Source organism: Alteribacter populi, from assembly GCF_002352765.1.
Taxonomy (GTDB): domain Bacteria; phylum Bacillota; class Bacilli; order Bacillales; family Salisediminibacteriaceae; genus Alteribacter; species Alteribacter populi.
The window spans coordinates 2695507-2717556 of sequence record NZ_KZ293963.1; the positions used below are offsets into that span (position 1 = coordinate 2695507).

Sequence of the window (22050 nt, forward strand, 5' to 3'; positions counted from 1 at the left end):
AGTTGTGGATTATTCGAAAACAGGACAGATTATCCAAAAATACGCTCTTTTATCCCACTAAAAAATTCAGCAAAGAAAAACGTCACCTCAACTTCTTCAGCATCCTCCTCCACTTCTGGGTCTTCCCCTTCTTCTTCATGCGCCACAGCATCCCCGTTGGCAAAGTCTAAAAAGCATAGCGGAGGAAACAAGACACACCACCAATTGTCACCCTGCCCGTCCCCTAACGAAACTAGGACCGCTTCATATTCACCAGCCGGGTATAAGTAATTTCCATAAAGCTTCGTCGGAAAATTCACTTCTTCAAAAGACACTTCAAAAGCTTCATCGATACCAGCATCCTCCAGCTCACTATCCACAATCGCTTCTAGTTCAGGCAAACGCGATTCCGTTAACGTTCGCGCATCTTCTAACGAATCGATATCTTGTACCCACATCATCATTTGTTCATTAATAGCATCACGAATATTGCGCTTCACCAGCTGATCAGCAGGCGAATTACTATTGGCCAAAATACGTAAGCGAATCGAATCCTCAGGAATCGCCTCCGGATCATTCGCAAACGCCGGATTCACCCGTTGCGATTCCCAACTCATAATTAACACTAGAAAAGAAATAATCGTATAAATAAGGGCTCGTTGTCTCATTTTTCTGACACCTTCCTTTCACTAAACAGTCTCGTCACCAGTGAAAGAAAGTAAACAAATAATCGCCCGACAACTTGTGACAAAGCTCGGGCGACTCGTATACATCATATTTTAACTATTACAATCCTATCCTTACCATTAATGTCTTGTTTCACGCCCACTTCAGCTGAGCCATGAAAAGCCTTTTGTAAAATCGCGGAAACCGAATCCCCTTGATCAAAACCAATTTCAAACGCCACGAGTGCTGGTGTCGCAACGACTTTCGATAACTGTTCAGCAAACCGTCGGTAAAGGTCGAGACCATCAGCTCCTCCAAACAACGCCGTCTCAGGATCAAAGTGACGAACCGTCTTGTGGAGTGTCTCGCGGTCCCGCTCTGGAATATAAGGCGGGTTTGAAACGACAATGTCCACACACTGTTCTTTTTCAGTCAGAGGCTCGAGCAAATCTCCATTTAGAAATGTCACGTTAGCCTCATGGATCTCCGCATTCTTTTTCGCCACCACTAACGCCTGATCTGAAATGTCTACTGCCTGGATCATCACAGGAACGCATCTATGAGCAAGTTCCTTAGCCAGAGTAATGGCAATAATCCCGCTCCCAGTACCGACATCGACAATTCGCAGAGGGAGATTAGGAGAAAACATCTCTTCGATTTTTGCGAGGACCGCTTCCAAGAGCTCTTCAGTTTCAGGCCGAGGAATGAGAACATCCTTCGTTACGGTGAATTCCCTTCCGTAAAACGTTTCTTTTCCGGTCAAGTGTTGGACCGGTACACCTGTAGCGGCTTTTTTGACATCGCGTTGAAATGCCTCCAGCACAGCAACAGGGAGCTCAGTCTGCAATTCAGCAAGCCAACGCGACCGTGACCAGTTAGTGTGATGTGTGAGGAGTACCTCTGCGATCCCTTGTTCCATTTCGTATTCTTCTAAAAAAGAAGAAGCCCAGCGTAGGGCTTCAAACACTTTTTGCTGCATCGATTACTCGCCTGCCTCTTCCATCGCTTTTGACTGTTCTTCTACGATCAAAGAATCAATAATTTCATCAAGCTTTCCTTGCAAGATCTGATCAAGTTTTTGAATGGTTAAACCGATTCGGTGGTCCGTTACTCGGCTTTGCGGAAAATTGTACGTACGAATTCGCTCCGAGCGGTCCCCTGTACCAACAGCAGACTTACGGCTTTCATCAATTTCGGCTTGCGCTTCTTTTTGTACCTTATCGTAAATACGTGCACGCAACACTTTCATCGCTTTTTCTTTGTTTTTAATTTGCGACTTTTCATCCTGACAGGATACTACAGTTCCTGTTGGCTCGTGCGTTAAACGAACGGCAGACATCGTCGTGTTTACACTTTGTCCACCCGGTCCACTTGAAGCAAATGTGTCAACGCGAATGTCTTTTTCGTGAATGTCGACTTCTACTTCTTCTGCTTCAGCCATTACGGCAACTGTAGCCGTTGACGTATGAATACGTCCGCCAGACTCTGTAGACGGCACACGTTGAACGCGGTGCGCACCATTTTCATATTTCAACTTGGAGTACGCGCCTTTTCCATTCACCATAAATATGACCTCTTTAAAACCGCCAATTCCCGTCTGATTTGACTCAATCACTTCCGTTTTCCAGCCTTGCTCTTCAGCAAAACGGGAATACATACGGTATAAGTCACCGGCAAATAAAGCCGCTTCGTCCCCGCCGGCAGCGCCACGAATTTCAACAATTACGTTCTTGTCGTCGTTCGGATCTTTTGGTAAAAGCAGGACGCGGAGCTTTTCTTCCAACGGTGGAATTTGTTCAGAGAGTTCTTCCATCTCCATCTTGACCATCTCGTGCATTTCATTGTCAAGACTGTCGTTTAGCATCTCGCGGGCATCGTCGTACTGAGATTTCACTTCTTTGTATTCTCTGTAGGTCTGTACTGTATCTTCAATGTCTGCTTGTTCTTTGGAATACTCCCGAAGTTTGTTCGTATCACTAATCACTTCCGGGTCCATTAATAATTCATTTAATCGTTCATAACGCTCTTCAACCGCTTGCAGGCGTTCAAACATCTTCTTCACCTCATCTTCTGCATAACAGTCTTATTATAGTACAGTGGAACTCTCCAGTCAAAAGTGCTTTTGTTCTAGAAGGGTAACACATACTTTTAGCAAACTCCTCGTTTTTTTTATCGAAAAGAGTGGGATATTGTAAATAGCGTATTTTTTTGAATTAGAACTTAGAACTAATTTTGTTAATTTAAGGAGGCAGCTTCAATGAACTATGTCATTATTGGCGGCGACGCAGCTGGCATGAGTGCCGCGATGCAAATCATTCGAAACGACGATCAAGCAAATGTCACAACACTTGAACGGGGCGCCATCTATTCATACGCACAGTGCGGCCTGCCCTATTACATTGGCGGGCTGACAGATTCAAGTGACGATCTCATTGCCCGTGACCGCGATACATTTAAAGAAAAATACGGGATCGACGCTCGAATTTACCACGAAGTCACTGATTTAGATCCTGTTGGAAAAATCGTCAAGGGGATGGACTTAAAAACCGGGAAACCTTTTGAGCTCTCCTACGATAAATGCTTAATTGCAACTGGTGCCTCGCCAGTCCTCCCACCGATTGAAGGGCGTGATTTAACAGGTATTCATACGCTTAAGACGATTCCCGATGCTGAAGCGATTGTTTCTGACATGAATGATGACGTCTTAGGCGTGACGATTATCGGCGGTGGCTATATCGGACTTGAAGTAGCCGAAAACCTTGTGGAAAAAGGGAAAAACGTCCGGATTATTGAAAAAGCCGACCGTCTAGGCGCAGGTTTAGAAAAAGAAATCAGTGCAGAAATCGAAAGCGAAGCCGAACGATTCGGTCTGGAAATTATCACCGGAGAAACCGTAGAACGTTTTGAAGGAGATAAACGAGTCAGCTCAGTTTTTACAGATCAAGGTGAATACAAAACAGACATGGTCATCATTGCAGTTGGTATAACACCAAACACCGACTGGATAGACTCCAACCAAGTTCATATGCTAGAAAAGGGCGCTATCCACGTAAATTCATATATGGAAACGAACCTAACCGATTTGTATGCCGCTGGAGATTGCGCCACTCAGTATCACATCATTAAAGAGAAAGATGACTATCAGCCCCTTGGCACTCACGCCAACAAACAAGGCCGCATTGCCGGGATCAATATGGCCGGCGGATCACAACCGTTCAAAGGCATGGTAGGTACGTCGATCATGAAATTTTTTGATTTAACCGTAGGAAAAACCGGCCTTGGAGAAAAAGAAGCCGACGATCTTCGCCTAGAGTACGACAGCCTTCTATTTAAAGGGCATTCGCACGCTGGCTATTATCCAGGAAGTGAATCGCTATTAATCATCATCCTCAGCGATAAAAAAACAGGACAATTTTTAGGTCTGCAAGCTGTCGGTAAACATGGCGTCGACAAGCGAATTGACGTCGCAGCCACAGCCCTGTACCACCGCATGACCATAGACGATATCGAAAACCTCGACATCAGCTACGCTCCACCATACAACGGCGTGTGGGACCCAATCCAACAAGCCGCCCGCAGAATAAAGTAGGGGGGTCAAAGTGGGGACTGTCCCCGCACAATTTTGTGTAAAATTGTGGGATAGGCAGGTGATTATGATTAGACGAAAGAAAGGCACCTCCCTTTGGGGGGGTGCCTTTCTTTTATATAAAATAGGGGGAGCGTTGGTTAAGTGCGGTCATTAACAGACACGCGATATTCGTAGCGAGGGTTGGCTTGCTTTAATTTTTCCTCTACTTCACTAACCTTCTGATCTTGGTCTTGCTGTGTTAATCCCTGACCATTATCGTTAAACATAATATTCACCCAGGCTTGGCCGCCTACAATAACAACCATCCCTGGGGTAACGCCTTCTGTCTCATATACGATGTTTTCAATCATGTCTTGGTCCTCGCCAATATCCTGCCGGGCTGCTTTTGGATCACGATAGCTTAAGCCAGTGTGATTCAATTCATTTTCTTGATGCGGTCTTCTCTGGTCATTAATTACACCATAGTTAACCGGCCCAGGTCCAAGCAGTCCGTATGTTACATTGTGTTCATTTTCATTTATATTGTTTGGTTCATTCATGCCCCCAACTTCGGGTGTATCTAAATCAGAGCAGCCTAAGGTCATGATAAACATAAGCAAAACGAGGCTCTTAAAGACGGCTTTCATGATGAACACCTCCTATTCGATAGCTTAACCTTATCGAGCGGTTTTTAGTCGAGGAAACCTTATTTTTTTATCTACTCCACCGACAAGAAATCCCACCCCATAACACGTGTTCATTGAACTTTTGATACCAATCCATTACAATAAATCGATATTGAGGAGAGAGGAAGGATAATGAATGACAACGGAAAAAGAAAAAATGATTACTGGAGAACGATATGTTCCAGGAGATCCTGAACTCATTAAAGATCGGGAGCAATGCCGCAAGCTCACACGATCATTCAACATAACGACAGAAACTAATTACGAAATTCGCGAATCGTTGATAAAAGATTTATTCGGAACGGTTTCAGGAGACATTTTTATCGAACCGACCTTCCGCTGTGACTACGGATATAATATTCACGTAGGCGAAAATTTTTATGCCAATTTTGATTGCGTCATCCTTGATGTTTGCCCTGTGAAAATTGGTGACAACTGTATGCTAGCACCAGGAGTACATATCTACACAGCCTCTCACCCACTTGAGCCGGCCGACCGCAACTCCGGTTCTGAATTCGGAAAACCGGTTACCATTGGAAATAATGTATGGATTGGCGGCAGAGCCGTTATCATGCCTGGTGTAACGATTGGGAACAACGCCGTTATTGCGGCCGGGGCTGTCGTTACGAAGGATATCCCTGATGATGTTGTCGTGGGCGGGAATCCAGCGAGGATTATTAAGGAAATTAACGTGGAAAAATAAGATGCTTCAGTCTGGTATTTTCAAGGGGCTTTGAGTTTTGTTTGCAATGTTGCACTTTTGCCTCATTTAAGTGGAAAAACGCTTTATAAGCTAAGAATTATTCGAAATAAGTAAACTTATTAAGTTTTATCTGCTGAAGAAGAGTTGATCGTCAATACATATTGGCTTTTTCAGCGGAATTTTAGCAAGTATCAGCGGAAATGGTCACGATATCGACTATTCGACAATTAACAACAATAATCCACAAATAACGAAAAAACCTTCTCATTCTACATGAAAAGGCTTTTTACAGTTTCTTTTATAACGGGGATTCGACTTTTTCTTTTTCATAATAAGAAGGTGCCGGTTTACCGGGAACCTCATGACAATGGCGACAGCGAGGTTCGTATGACTCCGATGCGCCCACTAAAATGATCGGGTCATTATAGGATGCCGGCTTACCATCAATAAGACGTTGCGTTCGGCTTGCGGGCGAGCCACAAGATAAGCAGATCGCTTGAAGCTTCGTCACTGTTTCAGCTAACGCCATGAGCTGAGGCATGCAGCCAAATGGCTCTCCTCTGAAGTCCTGATCAAGCCCAGCGCAAATGACACGGATCCCTTGATCAGCCAAATCCTGTACTACATCGATGACCCCTGTATCGAAAAACTGGATTTCATCGATCGCAACAAGTTGAGTAGAGTGTTCGATTTGATTCATGATATCTGTAGAATTCTTGGCTGGCAAAGCGTAAACCTTCGTTCCGTTATGGGATACTACTTCTTTTTCGCTGTAGCGGTTATCCATAGCAGGTTTAAAAACTTGGACATTGAGCTTACCGAAACTTGCCCGTCTCACCCGGCGAATAAGCTCTTCCGACTTTCCTGAGAACATACTTCCACAGACGACTTCCAGCCATCCTTCTTTTCTTGTCAAATTCATGAAAACCTCTCCCTGCTTCTATTGCTATCTTATAGAGGATAGTCAAAAAGTTCCGGGTATCACAACTGTTTAACTCTTCGTTACCTTCCATCTTCCCAGCTCTGATTGTCTCCCACTTGAACCTACCCATTATATGTAAACTTCAAGAATGTAGGTAACTGATCGTTCAAAGCTTACCTACTCCTCCAAAAATATGATGTTTGACACTTTTCATCATTATATTACCCTCTCAATATAAAACACAACGCTCTTTTTAAGAAGTTACCTGCCAAAAATGAAGGCAATACACAGTCTATCGAACGCATACTGTTTTATAGTCAAAATGAATGACGGGTGTGCAAAACTTCATCTGCCCATACTTTCGACCGATTTTCAAAGTGAAGGGCAAAAAAAACAGGCAAGAACGGATCCTTGCCTGTCTTTGCTATCCAAAAAATGACTAGAGGTTGTATTTCTTTTTGAAACGGTCCACACGTCCACCAGCATCGGCAAACTTTTGTTTACCAGTGTAGAACGGGTGAGAGTCAGAACTAATCTCAACGTTGATTAATGGGTAAGTGTTGCCATCTTCCCACTCAACTGTATCTTCTGATCCTCTAGTAGAACCGCTTAAGAACATAAAGCCCGTGCTTGTATCCTTAAATACAACTTTTTGATATTTAGGATGGATTTCTGCTTTCATTCTTTTCATCTCCTTCCGCCCTGAATCTTTCGAGTCAGAGTTCAAATTCAATGCGTACGCTTTGTACACACTGACTTTCGCACATGTCGAAATTATACCAAGTGTATCGACGATTTGCAACAGGTGGTTACAATTCTATCATGCCATTGATTATTTAAAAAACGTTGCCATAGAAAGGCTTCTACGATTTTATTCGCATTTTTCCTGTCTTTTCCTGTTCAAAAGAATTGAAGAATTCTTCGTTCGTTTTTGTATGCTTTACTTTTTTCAGGAAATGTTCCAAAAAGTCCGGTTGATCGTTCATTGTTTTACGCATCGCCCATAGGTTGTCAATTTGCTTTTTAGGCAAAAGAAGCTCTTCACGACGCGTGCTGGAACGGCGGATATCAATCGCCGGGAATATACGGCGCTCTGCCAATTTACGATCAAGGTGAATTTCACTGTTCCCAGTTCCTTTGAACTCCTCGTAAATGACATCATCCATACGTGATCCTGTGTCAACAAGAGCTGTAGCAAGAATCGTTAAGCTGCCGCCTTCTTCGATATTTCTCGCAGCACCAAAGAATCGTTTTGGACGGTGGAAACTGGCAGGGTCAATCCCTCCGGATAATGTTCTTCCGCTCGGTGGAATAACCAAGTTATAAGCACGAGCTAGTCTCGTAATACTATCCATTAAAATGACGACGTCTTTTTTATGCTCTACTAACCGCATAGCGCGCTCTAAGACAAGCTCAGCTACTTTAATATGGTTTTCAGGTACTTCGTCAAAGGTTGAGCTAACAACTTCTCCTTTGACCGAACGTTCCATGTCTGTTACTTCCTCAGGACGTTCATCGATTAACAAGACGATCAATTCATGATCGGGATGATTTTCGGCAATACTATTCGCTACTTCTTTTAAAAGTAAGGTTTTCCCTGCTTTTGGTGGAGCAACAATTAAGCCACGCTGACCGAACCCTACCGGTGCAATCATGTCAATAACACGGGATGCGACCATACGGGGATCGTATTCTAATGTCATCTTTTCTTGTGGATATAAAGGTGTTAACTGTGGAAAATGAGGCCGGCTGCGCGCGAGTTCAGGCTCTTGTCCATTTACTGCTGCGACTTGTAACAACCCGTAATAACGTTCATTTTCTTTTGGTTTTCTCACTTTTCCGGAAACTTTATCGCCGTTTCGTAGTTCAAAGCGACGGATTTGTGAGGCGGATATATAAATATCCTGAGAGCTTGGCTTATACGTATTCGAACGCAAGAAACCAAAGCCTTCTGTTGGGACTACTTCAAGAATCCCTTCCATAAACATGAGGTCTTCTTTTTCAGCTTGCTTTTTTAAAATCGCAAAAATTAGTTCTTTTTTAGTCAATTGGCTGTAGTAAGAGACTTTATGCTCTTTTGCTAGCTCGTACAATTCTTTGAGCTTCATATGCTCCAATTGAGATAAGGTGACTCCCATAAATTTAATCACACCTTTTCTATAATCTTTTTATAATGACGTTCAATAAATCTGCTTAAAATAGCTGTCGTGCTAAAGAAACTTCTGATAAGTACCGCCTCGGATCTACTCGGCTCTTTTTATGCGCCTTTTAAACACGCACTACTATTTAAGTAAGTCTTTAATCCATTCAATAGGTCATTAGCTTCTATTTTTTGTATTGGACATGACCGAAGAAGGGTAAAAATCGGAGTTCACGAGAAGTGACTTGAGGTTGAAGTACAGGTGCATATTAGAAGAAGTTTACCTGAGTACTAGTTTAAGTATGAAATTACATAGACACACTTTATTTTAATCATAAATAAGGTACATTTTCAAGCATTACTTTGAAACTTCACGTTTCTTTACACTATTCTTTTCTCCTTATCTAGTATTAACGTTAAAAGCGATTTTAAACGTAGAGTAGAGCGACCTCTGTTACGATCTAAAAAACTGAGGCGCACAAAGCACCTCAGCGAATAACTAAATCCGGTTTCTTTTTTAAACTATGTTTTCCGTCAACGAACCTTACAGTTCCCGACTTGGCACGCATGACCATAGATTGAGTACGGCCAGTATGACCACGATATCGGACACCCTTTAACAGCTCTCCGTCTGTTACTCCAGTTGCGGCAAAAATACAGTCGTCACCACTCACCAAGTCATCCATTTGTAAGACACGGTTAATGTCTGCGATCCCCATCTTCTTACAACGAGAGAGTTCTTCTTCTGTTTGCGGAAGAAGTTTACCTTGGATTTCACCACCGAGGCATTTTAATCCGACGGCTGCAAGCACCCCTTCAGGAGCTCCCCCGGAACCGATGAGCATATCAACACCTGTATCCTCTTCAAAAGCAGTGTTGAGCGCAGCAGCTACATCTCCGTCGTTCATAAGCTTGATTCGCGCACCGGCTTCACGGATCTCTTGTATTTTTTTTGCGTGTCGCTCACGTTTTAAGATCGCGACTACAAGATCTTCAATGTCTTTATTTTTCGCTTTTGCTACGGCATTTAAATTGTCGATAACAGGTGCGTCGATATCGACTTTCCCTACTGCTTCAGGACCTACTGCAATTTTGTCCATGTACATGTCAGGTGCGTGGAGTAAGTTTCCTTTATCCGCAATCGCAATAACCGCTAAAGCGTTCCACTCTCCACTCGCGACAATGTTTGTTCCTTCCAACGGGTCGACAGCCACATCCACGCGCGAACCGTAGCCATTACCAAGTCGTTCACCGATATAAAGCATCGGAGCTTCATCCATTTCGCCTTCTCCGATCACGACAGTACCTTTCATCGGCACCGTATCAAAAACATCCCGCATCGCTTCGGTTGCTGCTAGATCTGCAGAGTCTTTGTTTCCTCTTCCCATCCAGCGAGCTGACGCTAATGCTGCCGCCTCTGTTACACGAACTAGTTCCATTGATAAACTTCTTTCCATACAATCTCTCCCCCAATTCCGTTGATGGTATTTATCCATTCAAGAAATGATTTTGTTTATTGTACTAAATCTCGTCCACCATCTGGCTTTTAAGAACTTTTTACCTCTTCTTCTTCCCTTGAATCAAGGGTTTCACGCCACACGTGAGCACCGACGCTTTTCAGCTTTTTTTCCAGCGTTGAGTATCCGCGGTCAATGTGCTCAACGCCTGTGATCTCAGTGACACCGTTAGCCATCAGTCCAGCGATAACAAGAGCGGCACCAGCTCTTAAGTCACTCGCGCGAACACGGGCTCCTTGTAGTGGTTTACCCCCATTAACTAATGCAGATCGGCCTTCAACCTTAATGTCAGCCCCCATTCGACGAAGTTCGTCGATATGTTTAAATCGCGCATTGTAAATTGTATCCGTTACCATACTCGAACCTGTAGCTTTCGTTAATAAGCTCGTAAATGGCTGTTGCAAATCAGTCGGGAAGCCTGGATATACAAGGGTTTTCACATCGACGGCTGAAAGAGCAGCCCCCTCTGAATGAATGAATACCTGATCATCATTCGTTTCGATTCGAACTCCCATTTCCCTAAGCTTTGCCGTTAACGATTCCAAGTGATCAGGAATGATATTGTCGATTAAGACCGATCGCCCCATTGCTGCCGCTGCTAGCATAAATGTTCCGGCTTCAATCCGGTCTGGAATAATCGAATGCCGGCATCCGGAAAGGTGGTCAACACCATCAATTCGGATAACATTTGTCCCTACACCTTTAATTTTTGCTCCCATATTGCTTAAGATCGTTGCTACGTCAATGATCTCTGGTTCTTTTGCGGCATTTTCAATAACCGTACGTCCTTTTGCTCTAACCGCTGCCAGCATAATATTAATCGTAGCACCGACACTAACAACATCTAAGTATATTCTGGCACCGACGAGCTCGTTCGCTTGTAAATATATCGCACCTTGCTCATTCGTCACTTTTGCTCCTAAGGCTTCAAAGCCTTTAATGTGCTGATCAATTGGGCGAGGCCCCAGATTGCATCCTCCAGGCAGTCCGATTACTGCTTTTTTAAACTTACCAAGCATAGCCCCCATCATGTAATACGAAGCGCGCAGCTTTTTGACATGGCCATTCGGAAGCGGCATCGCAAACATGGACTCGGGATGAATCGTTAATGTATCACCATCAAGTTCTGTCGTGCCCCCGATTTCCTCCAGCAGTTCAGCCAAAATACCTACATCGGAAATGTTTGGCAAATTATCGATAGTAACAGTGGAGTCAGCTAGAATTCCAGCAGGTATAACTGCCACAGCGCTATTCTTCGCACCGCTGATAGGGATTGTGCCTTCGAGCAGATGTCCACCTTCGATCATGAGTTTTTCCATAACCAGCTTCCCTTCCGTAAATCTAATCAAGTTCGCAATTGTTTTTCTTTAATCCATTATAACCATTTCATATAAAAACAGTCTGTTTCTATTAAAGGAAGTTCAAAAAGTCCGGGAAAAATAGCTGTCGAGTCTCTTCGTTGCGTCGTCTCTCCAGTCCTCACGTAGTAATAACCTACGCTCCGGGCTTCGTGACTTCCGCGCCTCGATCTTCTCGGCTCTTTTTGTCCTCCTTTTTGAACACGTTCCAATAATGGAAGTTCAAAAAGTCCGGGAAAAATAGCTGTCGAGTCTCTTCGTTGCGTCGTCTCTCCAGTCCTCACGTAGTAATAGACTACGCTTCGTGACTTCCGCGCCTCTGGCCTATGGAAAAAGACAAAGACACCTAAATGTTAGGTGCCTGATTGTGTAAAATCAAGCTATTGATTCGCTTTTTCCCAATCTTGCAGAAACTTTTCGATCCCCGAGTCTGTTAATGGGTGTTTCACTAGCTGTTGGATAACCTTAAGCGGCATCGTTCCAATGTGAGCACCCCGCAACGCCGATTCTGTCACATGTTGCGGATGACGAATGGAAGCAGCAATAATTTGCGTGTCGATACTATGAAGGTCGAAAACTTCAGTGATCGCCTCAATCAACTCAAGTCCGTTGTGACCGATATCATCCAAACGGCCTAAAAACGGTGATACATATGAAGCGCCCGCTCGTGCTGCTAAAAGTGCCTGATTTACTGAGAAAACCAATGTTACATTTGTTTTAATATTTAATTCTGCAAACGTCCGAACCGCCTTTAAACCGTCCAATGTCATCGGTACTTTCACTGTAATGTTCGGTGCAATGGCAGCCAATTCTTTTCCCTCTTCGATCATTCCTGCTGCGTCCGTCGATACGACCTCTGCACTTACAGATCCTTCAACAATGCTCGTAATCTCTTTTAAACGCTCGTGAAAATCAACACCTTCTTTTGCAACAAGAGAAGGGTTTGTGGTTACTCCGGAAAGAATCCCTAGCTCATGAGCTTCGTGGATTTCATCTACATTAGCAGTATCAATAAAGAATTTCATTTTCATTTCCCCTTCATTTATAATTAGTCCTCTGGTGTTAACGCTTTCTGTTATCAAAAGATTAAGACGAATAACAGGAAAAAGAAAGTTGGGAGCGGGATCAAACCCGCAGCCAACTTTTTTCTTTGTTGGATTTCTTACGCTTTGTTAGAAGAACCAAATTCACGCATTTTACCAATAACGGTTTCTTTGATTGCTTCGCGTGCTGGCCCCATGTATTTACGTGGGTCGTACATTTCAGGATTTTCATCTAATACTTCGCGAACACGTTTCGCAGAAGAGATCTGGTTTTCAGTGTTCACGTTAATTTTCGCAGTTCCAAGAGAGATTGCTCGTTGGATATCTTTTGTAGGGATCCCCGTACCACCGTGAAGAACTAATGGTACACCTGTTAATTGAGAAACTTCTTCCATACGGTCGAAGCCGAGGTTTGGTTCACCTTTGTATGGGCCGTGAACAGAACCTAATGCAGGTGCGAAGCAATCTACTTTTGTTTCACGAACAAGTTGATCACATTCAGCAGGAATCGCATAGGCAGCTTCTGCATCGTCAACGATAAGATCATCTTCTTGTCCACCAATACGACCAAGCTCAGCTTCAACTGAAATTCCTAGTGTATGAGCAACATCTATCACTTTTTTCGTTAGGGCGATGTTTTCCTCTAGTGGATGGTGAGAACCGTCAATCATAACAGAAGTAAATCCAGCATAAATCGCTTCAACACACTTCTCAAAACTTGAACCGTGGTCTAAGTGGATCGCTACCGGAACCGTTACTTCGTAGGATTCCATGAGAGATTCTACGATTTTTACAACCGTCTTAAATCCACCCATGTAACGTCCTGCACCTTCGGAAACTCCTAAGATAACTGGAGACTTTTCTTCTTGAGCTGCTTGTAAAATAGCTTGAGCATACTCTAGGTTATTTAAGTTAAATTGACCTACAGCGTACCCTTCTGCTTTTCCTTTTTCAAGCATTTCTTTCATTGATACTAAAGGCATTCTAAATATCCTCCTTTGAAAATTCACGAGCGTTATCATCAGCCCTTGGAATGTGTAAGTATTGGAATACAGACGATAATGATACTATTTGCAACCACTAATGGTTTTATCCTTACCGTTTGTACTTATCGGACGTTTGCAGACGACAAGATTCTACTATATTTAGAGGGTGTTCAAAAATTCCGAGAATGATTGTCCTCATTTTTGAACACACACTAAATGACTATAAACTCTTACTCGTGCAAAAAAGCCATGATCCTCTCAGCAATCACAGCATTCTCTTTCAGAGATCCACTCCAACGGGTTGATTACCCTGTCTATTATAGCATAACCAATTGGAATTTCACCCTATATTCATAAGAAATCATGACAAGCCAGGTTCACAACTTTTTTGAAATCGGTTACAATTTCCGGAGTCGTTTTTTACCCAGCTTCCGGTTCTTCGCTTCTATTATACTGCCAAATGCTCCTTTACTTTTTTCCTTACCTCATCAATATCAAACGGTTTTGCAAAGTGTGCCAGTGCACCAAGCTTTTTCGCTTCATTGATCATTTCCAACTCGCCATATGCCGTCATCATGATCACGTTTGCTTCTGCCCCCATCTTTTTCATTTCCCTTAAAATTTCAAGACCATCCATTCCTGGAATTTTCATATCCAGCAAAACTAAATCAGGATTTTGTTTATTTACTATTGATAAAGCTTGTTTACCATTTGATGCTTCATAAGTGTCATACCCATCTTTTTCAAAAACTTCATGGAGTAAGACGCGAATGCCATACTGATCATCTACGATAAGTAGCTTCTTATTCAAATCTGTTACCCCTCTCTTAACTGAAATTCCCCTGCATTTTTTATCACAATTAACCATATTCGATAAAAAGAACGATTATCCCTCTTTTTTTGAGGAAGTCCGCGTTATTTTTTTGAGCGTTTAAAATCGTTTCATTGCTTGGGGTTAAATTAAGAATGACTTTATGTAGCTCCGTTGGCCTGCACCTGTTCGCTTTCCGCGGACGAACCGCCAAGCCTCCTCGGGAAAGGCGCCCTGCGGGGTCTCGGCTGGCCAATTTTTCCGCAGGAGTCTCGCAGATTACGGCCAACTGCGCGGGTGTGCCTTTCTTAAATCGGTTGCTTATAATTACAATTGTTCATTTAAATAGCTGGGTTTAATGTTTAAAAACCGTTGAGCCACGTAAAATCATTCAAGTACAAGGAAATAATCATTACAGACACAATCTTGGAAGCTATACCACTTTACTTAGGTTCTTAAACCTCTTTTAATATTTATTTAATTGAACCACTTTCATAATTCGTTTGTTTAAAAAAACACATTCAAAATAATATCTCTTTGCAGCTCCGCTGGACTACCTCCGCTCGCTTTCCGCGGACGAACCGCCAAGCCTCCTCGGGAAAACCACCTGCGGGGTCTCGTCTGTCCGTTTTTCCGCAGGAGTCTCGCAGATTTCGTCCAACGACGTAGTGGGCTAAAAAGGCTCTCTTGTCGTACAATAGACATAGGAGGCTGAAGCGTTGCCTGCGGAAAGCGAAGCCATGGAAGCGGCACCCTTTGTATTTGAGTTCTAGAGTTATTCAGCAATCCCTACTTTATGAAATTCATTCAACTATCAATTATAAGGAGTGATACTTTATGCAGAAAATTTTTGCAACGCAACTGCAAGGATTAATCAATCAGTTACATAAAAGTGAAGAAGAAACCATTGAAGACGGAGGACGACTCATTGCCCAGTCGATTGTTAGCGGTGGACGGATCGGACTGTACGGGACAGGAGATATGGCTGGAATTCTCGTTCAAGGAATTAGAGGCGTTGATCGGTTTGAAAATGCTTTGATAATCGAAGAGTCAGACCTTGAATCACTTGACGAACTTGATACCGTTATTTTATTCAGCCCCTCTCCACATGAAGCAACAACTTGTATGGTAGCCGATAGTCTAAGGGAACAGCAAATACAGACGGTCGCTGTATTTACCGGTGAAAAACGAGACGAAGGTCCTTCGTTAGAGGACTTAACCGACGTAGCGATCGATCTTGGCGTGGACCGCGGCTTGATACCAGGCGAGGACGGCGAGCGGATCGGACAGCCCCGCCTGTTGATGGCCCTTTACGCTTACTACGCTCTTTATTTTACAACAAAGGAAATTTTGGACGAACACCGGTAATGGTTTTTCTACAACTTTTCTAAAACGCAAAAAGCTGATTCCAAACATTAGGAATCAGCTTTTAAACGTGAGTTATTCACCGTTGTTTATACTCGCACCGATAAACTCTTTGAATAACGGCTGCGGACGTGTAGGACGTGATACAAACTCAGGGTGGAACTGGGAAGCAATAAAGTACGGATGATCTTTTAATTCAACAATTTCGATCAAGCGACCATCCGGGCTTGTTCCGGAGAAAACAAACCCGGCTTCTTCCATTGCTTCTCGGTATTCGTTGTTAAATTCATAACGATGGCGGTGACGCTCATATACCACTTCTTCACCATAGGCTTCATAAGCTTTCGTTCCTTCCTTCAACTTACAAGGATACAGGCCAAGGCGAAGGGTGCCACCGAAATCTTCTATATCCTTTTGCTCAGGAAGTAAGTCAATAACAGGGTACGGTGTCGTTGGATTGAGTTCAGCAGAGTTCGCATTTTCCATCTTCAGAACATGTCGAGCAAACTCAACGGATGCCAGTTGCATGCCAAGACAGATCCCTAATAATGGTACTTTATTTATTCGTGCATATTCGATTGCGGTAATTTTTCCTTCAATTCCACGATCTCCAAAGCCTCCCGGTATTAAAATACCATCTACTTCTGATAAATACGCCTCAACATTTTCTTTTGTGACATCTTCAGAGTTTATCCATTTGATATCTACGTCAGCATCAAAGGTAAACCCTGCGTGCTTTAATGCCTCTGCCACACTCAAGTACGCATCTTGAAGGGCAACGTATTTACCAACTAAAGCAATCGTTGTTTTTTTAGAAAGATTCGTCACCTTTTCTACAAGTGCGTTCCATTCCTCCATATTCGCGTCACCTTCCGGAAGGCTTAAGAACTTACACACATAGTCATCAAAGTTTTGGCGTTGGAGATCCAAAGGAACTTCATACAACGTATCCGCATCACGTGCTTCAATGACCGCATCCTTTTCGATGTCACAGAAAAGCGCAATTTTATCCTTCATATCTTCAGGAACTGGGCGCTCGGTACGAACGACGATGACGTTTGGCTGAATACCTAAACTACGCAGTTCTTTTACACTGTGCTGTGTTGGCTTCGACTTCATTTCACCAGCAGCAGCAAGATACGGAATTAGCGTACAGTGAATATACATCACATTCCCTACGCCTACATCACTCTTAATTTGGCGAATCGCTTCGAGAAACGGCAAACTCTCAATGTCGCCAACTGTACCGCCGATTTCAGTGATTACAACGTCAGGGTTTCCATCTTTGCTAGCCCGGTAAACGCGATCTTTCAACTCGTTAGTAATGTGCGGGATCACTTGAACCGTACCGCCTAAGTAGTCGCCACGACGTTCCTTTTTTAGTACGCTGGAATAAATTTTCCCCGTCGTTACATTACTGTTTTTATTTAAATTAATATCGATAAAACGTTCATAATGGCCGAGGTCTAAGTCTGTTTCTGCACCGTCTCCTGTTACGAACACTTCTCCGTGCTGGTAAGGACTCATTGTCCCAGGATCGACGTTAATGTACGGGTCAAACTTTTGAATCGTTACCTTCAATCCACGGTTCTTTAATAAACGGCCTAAAGAAGCAGCTGTAATACCTTTTCCTAAAGAAGATACAACTCCTCCTGTAACAAAAATATATTTCGTTGTCATGACGTTCCCTTCCTTTGCTTTTTGGTTTATTTAGGGGACGAAAATATAGTCTAGAATTCCGTCATTAGGATAACCCTGATTGCCTCAAAAGATGAAGAAGCAACTTATAATGTTATTGATGACCAAACGCGATACCTTCCGCACACGTATCGGTCCTTAGCAGAAAGTACTCTAGACAGCTAAGGTTCCCACCTTATTATGAAACTTGGCTTGTGCTAACTTCCTTAAAATACAAAAAAACAAAAGTGCACACCTCAACCATGATACATTGAGGGGCACTTCTGTTTTATATTCAATCATTTATTTAATTACGAACTTGCTTAGCCCAAAAATGATTCTACCTAGAAAGGAGGGCGATGTCAAGGTATGATTAGCGGTCTTCCTCTGAATCTTCCTCTTCTTCTCCAGCAAAGTCATCATCTTCATCGTCAAAATCTTCGTCTTCTTCATTGGCGAGTTCGTCTAGTTCATCTTCTAAGTCTTCAAACTCATCGAAGTCCTCTTCTATATCTTCTTCGTCAAAGCCTTCTTCCTCTTTAGCAGCACGAGCTTTTTTCTTACGTGGCTTATTCGTTTGAGAAAGCTCTTCTTCTGTCTGGTCGAAAGGATACCAAGCACGGAGTCCCCATTTGTTGTCACCAAGGTTAACAAAGCGTCCGTCTAAAGACATTTCAGTGTAAAGGTTGGCAATCCGTTCCTTCAACTCTTCATCCGAAAGCTTTTTCGCTTCTGATACTTCCTTTAGCATGTCATGGTACTCTGCAGGACTTTTCTTCCCCTTTAAAATCTCATACGCAATTTCTAACATTGATAATTCTTTCAGCTGTGTTTCGTCATATTGTTTTAAACTCACAACCGGCACTTCCTTTCGTCCTCATTCTTTTAAAGAGGTAGTTTATGTGTAACGTCAATTCATACGTTGCGGTGTTCAAGTCTCATCGATTTGTTGTGTTGTTAAATTGCACTTTTCATTATAAACATAAACGGGGTTATTACGCCAGTCTATCCAACCAATTTAAGGAAGAAAAATGCAAATTCTCAACTGACTAATTATCACCATTTTTTAATTAGGGATTGCTGAATAAATCTAGAACTCAAATACAAAGGGTGCCGCTTCCATGGCTTCGCTTTCCGCAGGCAACGCATCAGCCTCTAATTAAACTTTCCTCTTGTTTTCTATCTCTATTGTAAACGAGTTTTTTGGACTTCAAACCGGGTTTGGCTCGTATTTTCTGTGTTTTCGCTTATAAAGGTGACTTCAGAGCGGCGTGAAGGTAGCTGTCTACTTACAAATTATCTTTAAAAAAAGCTGCCTCAACGTATTTCATTGAGACAGCTCAGACAAAAAGAGCTAGCCATACTATAAATTTCTGCGGTATTTACCGCCTACTTCATATAGAGCATTGGTGATTTGCCCTAAGCTTGCATATTGAACGGTTTCCATAAGTTCTTCAAACAAGTTACCTCCAGAAAGGGCTACTTCCTGCAAGCGAGTTAACGCTCTTTCGCCTTCGGTGGCATTCGTGTCCTGGAACGAACGAAGCTGTGTGATTTGCTGCTCTTTTTCTTCCTTTGTTGCACGAGCTAATTCCATTTCAAAGTCATCTTCGGATGGTGGATTCGGGTTCATATACGTGTTCACACCGATAATTGGTAAGTCTCCGTTATGCTTTTTCGTTTCATAAAGAAGTGACTCTTCTTGAATTTTTCCACGCTGATATTGAGTCTCCATCGCGCCTAACACGCCTCCGCGGTCATTTAGTCGCTCCATTTCCATTAGTACAGCTTCTTCTACTAAATCGGTCAACTCATCAATAATGAACGAACCTTGCAAGGAATTTTCATTTTTTGCGAGACCCATTTCTTTCGTAATAATAAGCTGAATGGCCATCGCACGACGGACAGACTCTTCAGTCGGTGTAGTAACAGCTTCATCATAGGCATTTGTGTGTAGAGAGTTACAATTATCATAGATTGCAAGTAATGCCTGAAGCGTCGTACGAATATCATTGAAATCGACTTCCTGAGCATGAAGAGAACGCCCGGATGTTTGAATATGGTATTTTAGTTTTTGACTGCGCTCATTCGCACTGTATTTTTCCCGCATTGCGACAGACCAAATGCGGCGCGCCACACGGCCGATAACGGTATATTCTGGATCTAAGCCGTTGCTGAAGAAGAACGATAGATTCGGCGCAAAGTCATTGATGTTCATGCCACGACTTAAATAATACTCCACATACGTAAAGCCGTTTGCCAATGTGAAGGCAAGCTGGCTAATCGGGTTCGCTCCAGCTTCTGCAATATGGTAGCCCGAGATCGACACAGAATAATAGTTTCTTACCTTCTTATCAATAAAGTACTGCTGAATGTCACCCATCATCCGCAGCGCAAATTCGGTTGAGAAAATACATGTGTTTTGTCCTTGGTCTTCTTTTAAAATATCAGCTTGAACGGTGCCGCGAACGGTAGAGACAGTTTTTGCTTTAATCTCTGCTTTCTCAGATTCGTTCGGTTTGCGGCCGTTTTCTTCCTCAAAATACCCTAGCTGCTGGTCGATTGCTGTGTTCATAAACATTGCGAGAATAATCGGTGCCGGTCCATTGATCGTCATCGAAACCGAAGTGGACGGCGCACATAAATCAAAGCCATCGTATAGCTTTTTCATATCGGTTAGCGTACAAATGCTAACGCCACTTTCGCCCACTTTTCCGTAAACGTCAGGACGGTACCCTGGATCTTCCCCATAAAGAGTCACAGAGTCAAAAGCGGTGGAGAGACGTTTCGCATCGTCATCTTTCGACAAGTAATGAAAGCGTCGATTCGTTCGTTCTGGTGAGCCTTCCCCGGCAAATTGACGCTTCGGGTCTTCCCCTTTTCGTTTAAACGGGAACACGCCGGCTGTATAAGGAAATTTGCCCGGAACATTTTCTCGTCTTACCCAGCGGATAATTTCACCGTAATCAACATATTTTGGTAACGAGACTTTCGGGATATCAATCCCGGATAAACTACGGGTTTTAAGCTCAGTGACGATTTCTTTGTCACGGATTTTAGTCACGAATTCATCTTGATTATAGACTTCTTTCGTATCTTCCCACGTATCTAATGTTTGTTTCGTCTCTGGACTCATTGACGCTCCGTAATGATCACGAAGTTCAAGTAAAGCCGTACGGTCCGAAATTTCCGTTCCTTGTTCATCTAATGCTTCGAGAGTTCCTTCAATCTGAAACAACTTCCGTGCTTTTTTTACTTCTTCTTCTGTTTCTTCGTGATAGCCGCGGACAGTTTGCGCGATTTCACGCAAGTAATGAATTTGCTCAGGTGGGATGACCGCATCCTTTTGCGTCAATTTATCGTTTTTACCCAAATCCGTTTCCCACGAACTGTCGCATTTTTCAGCTAGGACACGGACGAGCTCATAAAACAACCGGTTTGTTCCGGGATCGTTAAACTGGCTGGCAATCGTACCGAACACTGGCATGCTTTCCGGACCTTGTTCAAACAGTGTATGGCTACGCTGATAAGCTTTTCTCACTTCACGAAGAGCATCTTCAGAGCCTTTACGATCAAATTTATTAATAGCAATGAGATCAGCAAAATCAATCATATCAATTTTTTCAAGCTGCGATGGGGCTCCAAATTCACTCGTCATCACGTACATCGATGCATCGGCCACATCACTTATCGCTGCATCCCCTTGACCGATCCCGCTCGTTTCAACAATAATAAGGTCGAATCCGGCTTTTTTTACGACACGAATCGATTCTTCAATCGCTTTTGACAGTTCTTGTCGGCTGTCACGCGTAGCAAGACTGCGCATGTATACGCGAGGATGATGGATCGCGTTCATACGAATCCGATCTCCTAAAAGCGCTCCGCCTGTTTTCTTTTTCGTCGGATCGACACTTAAAATCGCTAAGGTACGATCATCAAAAGCACGTAAATAACGGCGTACGAGTTCATCAGTAAGGGAACTTTTCCCTGCGCCACCTGTCCCGGTAATTCCTAGAATCGGCACGCGGTCGAAGTCACTTTGATTGACTGTCTCTTCAAACAACGTTTCTGCAGCTGCTGCTACTTCTTCGCTATTAAAGGCGCGTTTTTCAGCGACGGTAATCATTCGAGCAATATGACTCGCATCCCGGTTTTCAAGCTTCTTCATATCGACATTGCTCACATCGTCCAGCGGAAAATCACACGTCTCTACCATTTCATTAATCATCCCTTGAAGTCCCATTTTCCGACCGTCTTCAGGAGAGTAGATTCGGGTAATTCCGTGGTCATGAAGCTCGTTAATTTCAGCAGGGATGATCACGCCCCCACCCCCGCCAAAAATTTTCACATGGTTGATTCCGCGCTCTTTTAAAGAGTCATAGAGGTATTTAAAGTATTCGACGTGCCCTCCTTGGTACGAGGAAATGGCCACCCCTTGCACATCCTCTTGAACGACGGCGTCGACCACTTCTTCAACAGAACGGTTATGGCCAAGGTGAATGACTTCGGCACCTGTCGCTTGAAGCATTCTTCTCATAATGTTGATAGAGGCATCATGCCCATCAAATAAACCGGAAGCCGTAACAAATCGGACCGGATTTTTTGGTTTGTACCGTTTTTCAATCATTT

At 43.2% G+C, this 22050-nt stretch carries 18 protein-coding genes; 3 read left to right on the plus strand and 15 right to left on the minus strand.

Annotated elements, in window-relative coordinates:
* Window positions 1-29: 29 nt before the first annotated feature.
* From spoIIR to prfA, 3 genes are all read right to left on the minus strand, one after another.
* Window positions 30-647, minus strand: coding sequence for a stage II sporulation protein R (spoIIR, locus tag CDZ94_RS12825; RefSeq protein WP_096437635.1), 618 nt, complete (start codon window positions 645-647; stop codon window positions 30-32).
* A gap of 104 nt (window positions 648-751) precedes the next feature.
* Window positions 752-1624, minus strand: coding sequence for a peptide chain release factor N(5)-glutamine methyltransferase (prmC, locus tag CDZ94_RS12830; protein ID WP_096437637.1), 873 nt, complete (start codon window positions 1622-1624; stop codon window positions 752-754).
* A 3-nt stretch (window positions 1625-1627) separates the two neighbouring features.
* Window positions 1628-2698, minus strand: a complete 1071-nt coding sequence (gene prfA, locus CDZ94_RS12835; RefSeq protein ID WP_096437639.1) for a peptide chain release factor 1 — start codon at window positions 2696-2698, stop codon at window positions 1628-1630.
* A 204-nt stretch (window positions 2699-2902) separates the two neighbouring features.
* On the opposite strand from prfA, the gene CDZ94_RS12840 reads away from it, so the two are divergent.
* Window positions 2903-4234 carry an FAD-dependent oxidoreductase gene (locus tag CDZ94_RS12840; RefSeq protein ID WP_096437641.1) on the plus strand — a complete coding sequence of 444 codons (1332 nt, stop codon included), beginning with the start codon at window positions 2903-2905 and terminating at the stop codon, window positions 4232-4234.
* A 137-nt stretch (window positions 4235-4371) separates the two neighbouring features.
* On the opposite strand, the gene CDZ94_RS12845 is transcribed toward CDZ94_RS12840, so the two are convergent.
* On the minus strand, window positions 4372-4860 hold the full coding sequence (locus CDZ94_RS12845) for a hypothetical protein (protein WP_096437643.1): 489 nt from the start codon (window positions 4858-4860) through the stop codon (window positions 4372-4374).
* Window positions 4861-5035: 175 nt separating this feature from the next.
* Between CDZ94_RS12845 and CDZ94_RS12850 the strand changes: the two genes are divergently transcribed.
* Window positions 5036-5602 (plus strand): maltose acetyltransferase domain-containing protein, encoded by a 567-nt coding sequence (locus CDZ94_RS12850; protein ID WP_096437645.1) that lies wholly within the window; start codon window positions 5036-5038, stop codon window positions 5600-5602.
* A gap of 298 nt (window positions 5603-5900) precedes the next feature.
* Here CDZ94_RS12850 and CDZ94_RS12855 read toward each other — a convergent pair whose 3' ends face one another.
* The 8 genes from CDZ94_RS12855 to CDZ94_RS12895 form a co-directional block, all read right to left on the minus strand.
* Complete coding sequence (locus CDZ94_RS12855) at window positions 5901-6524, minus strand: thymidine kinase (protein WP_096437647.1); 624 nt, start codon at window positions 6522-6524, stop codon at window positions 5901-5903.
* 439 nt (window positions 6525-6963) lie between these two features.
* The gene (locus CDZ94_RS12860; RefSeq protein ID WP_096437649.1) at window positions 6964-7206 is read right to left on the minus strand and encodes a type B 50S ribosomal protein L31; all 243 of its coding nucleotides are present in this window, start codon (window positions 7204-7206) and stop codon (window positions 6964-6966) included.
* A 181-nt stretch (window positions 7207-7387) separates the two neighbouring features.
* Window positions 7388-8662 carry a transcription termination factor Rho gene (rho, locus tag CDZ94_RS12865; RefSeq protein WP_096437651.1) on the minus strand — a complete coding sequence of 425 codons (1275 nt, stop codon included), beginning with the start codon at window positions 8660-8662 and terminating at the stop codon, window positions 7388-7390.
* Window positions 8663-9152: 490 nt separating this feature from the next.
* Window positions 9153-10121: a class II fructose-bisphosphatase gene (gene glpX / locus CDZ94_RS12870; protein ID WP_096437653.1), complete on the minus strand. Its 969-nt coding sequence runs from the start codon at window positions 10119-10121 to the stop codon at window positions 9153-9155.
* Window positions 10122-10210: 89 nt separating this feature from the next.
* Entirely contained in the window at window positions 10211-11500 is a 1290-nt protein-coding gene (locus CDZ94_RS12875) for a UDP-N-acetylglucosamine 1-carboxyvinyltransferase (protein ID WP_096437655.1), read from the minus strand.
* A gap of 419 nt (window positions 11501-11919) precedes the next feature.
* Window positions 11920-12564 carry a fructose-6-phosphate aldolase gene (fsa, locus tag CDZ94_RS12885; protein WP_096437659.1) on the minus strand — a complete coding sequence of 215 codons (645 nt, stop codon included), beginning with the start codon at window positions 12562-12564 and terminating at the stop codon, window positions 11920-11922.
* Between the two features lie 137 nt (window positions 12565-12701).
* The gene (gene fba, locus CDZ94_RS12890) at window positions 12702-13565 is read right to left on the minus strand and encodes a class II fructose-1,6-bisphosphate aldolase (protein WP_096437661.1); all 864 of its coding nucleotides are present in this window, start codon (window positions 13563-13565) and stop codon (window positions 12702-12704) included.
* 451 nt (window positions 13566-14016) lie between these two features.
* Window positions 14017-14379 (minus strand): response regulator, encoded by a 363-nt coding sequence (locus tag CDZ94_RS12895; RefSeq protein ID WP_096437663.1) that lies wholly within the window; start codon window positions 14377-14379, stop codon window positions 14017-14019.
* 837 nt (window positions 14380-15216) lie between these two features.
* On the opposite strand from CDZ94_RS12895, the gene CDZ94_RS12900 reads away from it, so the two are divergent.
* The gene (locus CDZ94_RS12900) at window positions 15217-15747 is read left to right on the plus strand and encodes a DUF2529 family protein (protein ID WP_096437665.1); all 531 of its coding nucleotides are present in this window, start codon (window positions 15217-15219) and stop codon (window positions 15745-15747) included.
* Window positions 15748-15819: 72 nt separating this feature from the next.
* Here CDZ94_RS12900 and CDZ94_RS12905 read toward each other — a convergent pair whose 3' ends face one another.
* From CDZ94_RS12905 to icmF, 3 genes are all read right to left on the minus strand, one after another.
* Complete coding sequence (locus CDZ94_RS12905; protein WP_096437667.1) at window positions 15820-17424, minus strand: CTP synthase; 1605 nt, start codon at window positions 17422-17424, stop codon at window positions 15820-15822.
* Window positions 17425-17794: 370 nt separating this feature from the next.
* On the minus strand, window positions 17795-18277 hold the full coding sequence (gene rpoE / locus CDZ94_RS12910; protein ID WP_096437669.1) for a DNA-directed RNA polymerase subunit delta: 483 nt from the start codon (window positions 18275-18277) through the stop codon (window positions 17795-17797).
* Window positions 18278-18784: 507 nt separating this feature from the next.
* Window positions 18785-22048, minus strand: coding sequence for a fused isobutyryl-CoA mutase/GTPase IcmF (icmF, locus tag CDZ94_RS12915; protein WP_096437671.1), 3264 nt, complete (start codon window positions 22046-22048; stop codon window positions 18785-18787).
* Window positions 22049-22050: the final 2 nt, after the last annotated feature.

What these genes read in the sequence shown, in the direction of transcription:
- spoIIR (WP_096437635.1), bottom strand. Translation starts at nt 647, where the DNA reads ATGAGACAACGAGCCCTTATTTATACGATTATTTCTTTTCTAGTGTTA.
- CDZ94_RS12875 (WP_096437655.1), bottom strand. Translation starts at nt 11,500, where the DNA reads ATGGAAAAACTCATGATCGAAGGTGGACATCTGCTCGAAGGCACAATC.
- CDZ94_RS12900 (WP_096437665.1), top strand. Translation starts at nt 15,217, where the DNA reads ATGCAGAAAATTTTTGCAACGCAACTGCAAGGATTAATCAATCAGTTA.
- CDZ94_RS12905 (WP_096437667.1), bottom strand. Translation starts at nt 17,424, where the DNA reads ATGACAACGAAATATATTTTTGTTACAGGAGGAGTTGTATCTTCTTTA.
- CDZ94_RS12855 (WP_096437647.1), bottom strand. Translation starts at nt 6,524, where the DNA reads ATGAATTTGACAAGAAAAGAAGGATGGCTGGAAGTCGTCTGTGGAAGT.
- CDZ94_RS12845 (WP_096437643.1), bottom strand. Translation starts at nt 4,860, where the DNA reads ATGAAAGCCGTCTTTAAGAGCCTCGTTTTGCTTATGTTTATCATGACC.
- fba (WP_096437661.1), bottom strand. Translation starts at nt 13,565, where the DNA reads ATGCCTTTAGTATCAATGAAAGAAATGCTTGAAAAAGGAAAAGCAGAA.
- CDZ94_RS12860 (WP_096437649.1), bottom strand. Translation starts at nt 7,206, where the DNA reads ATGAAAGCAGAAATCCATCCTAAATATCAAAAAGTTGTATTTAAGGAT.
- prmC (WP_096437637.1), bottom strand. Translation starts at nt 1,624, where the DNA reads ATGCAGCAAAAAGTGTTTGAAGCCCTACGCTGGGCTTCTTCTTTTTTA.
- prfA (WP_096437639.1), bottom strand. Translation starts at nt 2,698, where the DNA reads ATGTTTGAACGCCTGCAAGCGGTTGAAGAGCGTTATGAACGATTAAAT.
- CDZ94_RS12840 (WP_096437641.1), top strand. Translation starts at nt 2,903, where the DNA reads ATGAACTATGTCATTATTGGCGGCGACGCAGCTGGCATGAGTGCCGCG.
- fsa (WP_096437659.1), bottom strand. Translation starts at nt 12,564, where the DNA reads ATGAAATTCTTTATTGATACTGCTAATGTAGATGAAATCCACGAAGCT.
- CDZ94_RS12850 (WP_096437645.1), top strand. Translation starts at nt 5,036, where the DNA reads ATGACAACGGAAAAAGAAAAAATGATTACTGGAGAACGATATGTTCCA.
- rho (WP_096437651.1), bottom strand. Translation starts at nt 8,662, where the DNA reads ATGGGAGTCACCTTATCTCAATTGGAGCATATGAAGCTCAAAGAATTG.
- icmF (WP_096437671.1), bottom strand. Translation starts at nt 22,048, where the DNA reads ATGATTGAAAAACGGTACAAACCAAAAAATCCGGTCCGATTTGTTACG.
- glpX (WP_096437653.1), bottom strand. Translation starts at nt 10,121, where the DNA reads ATGGAAAGAAGTTTATCAATGGAACTAGTTCGTGTAACAGAGGCGGCA.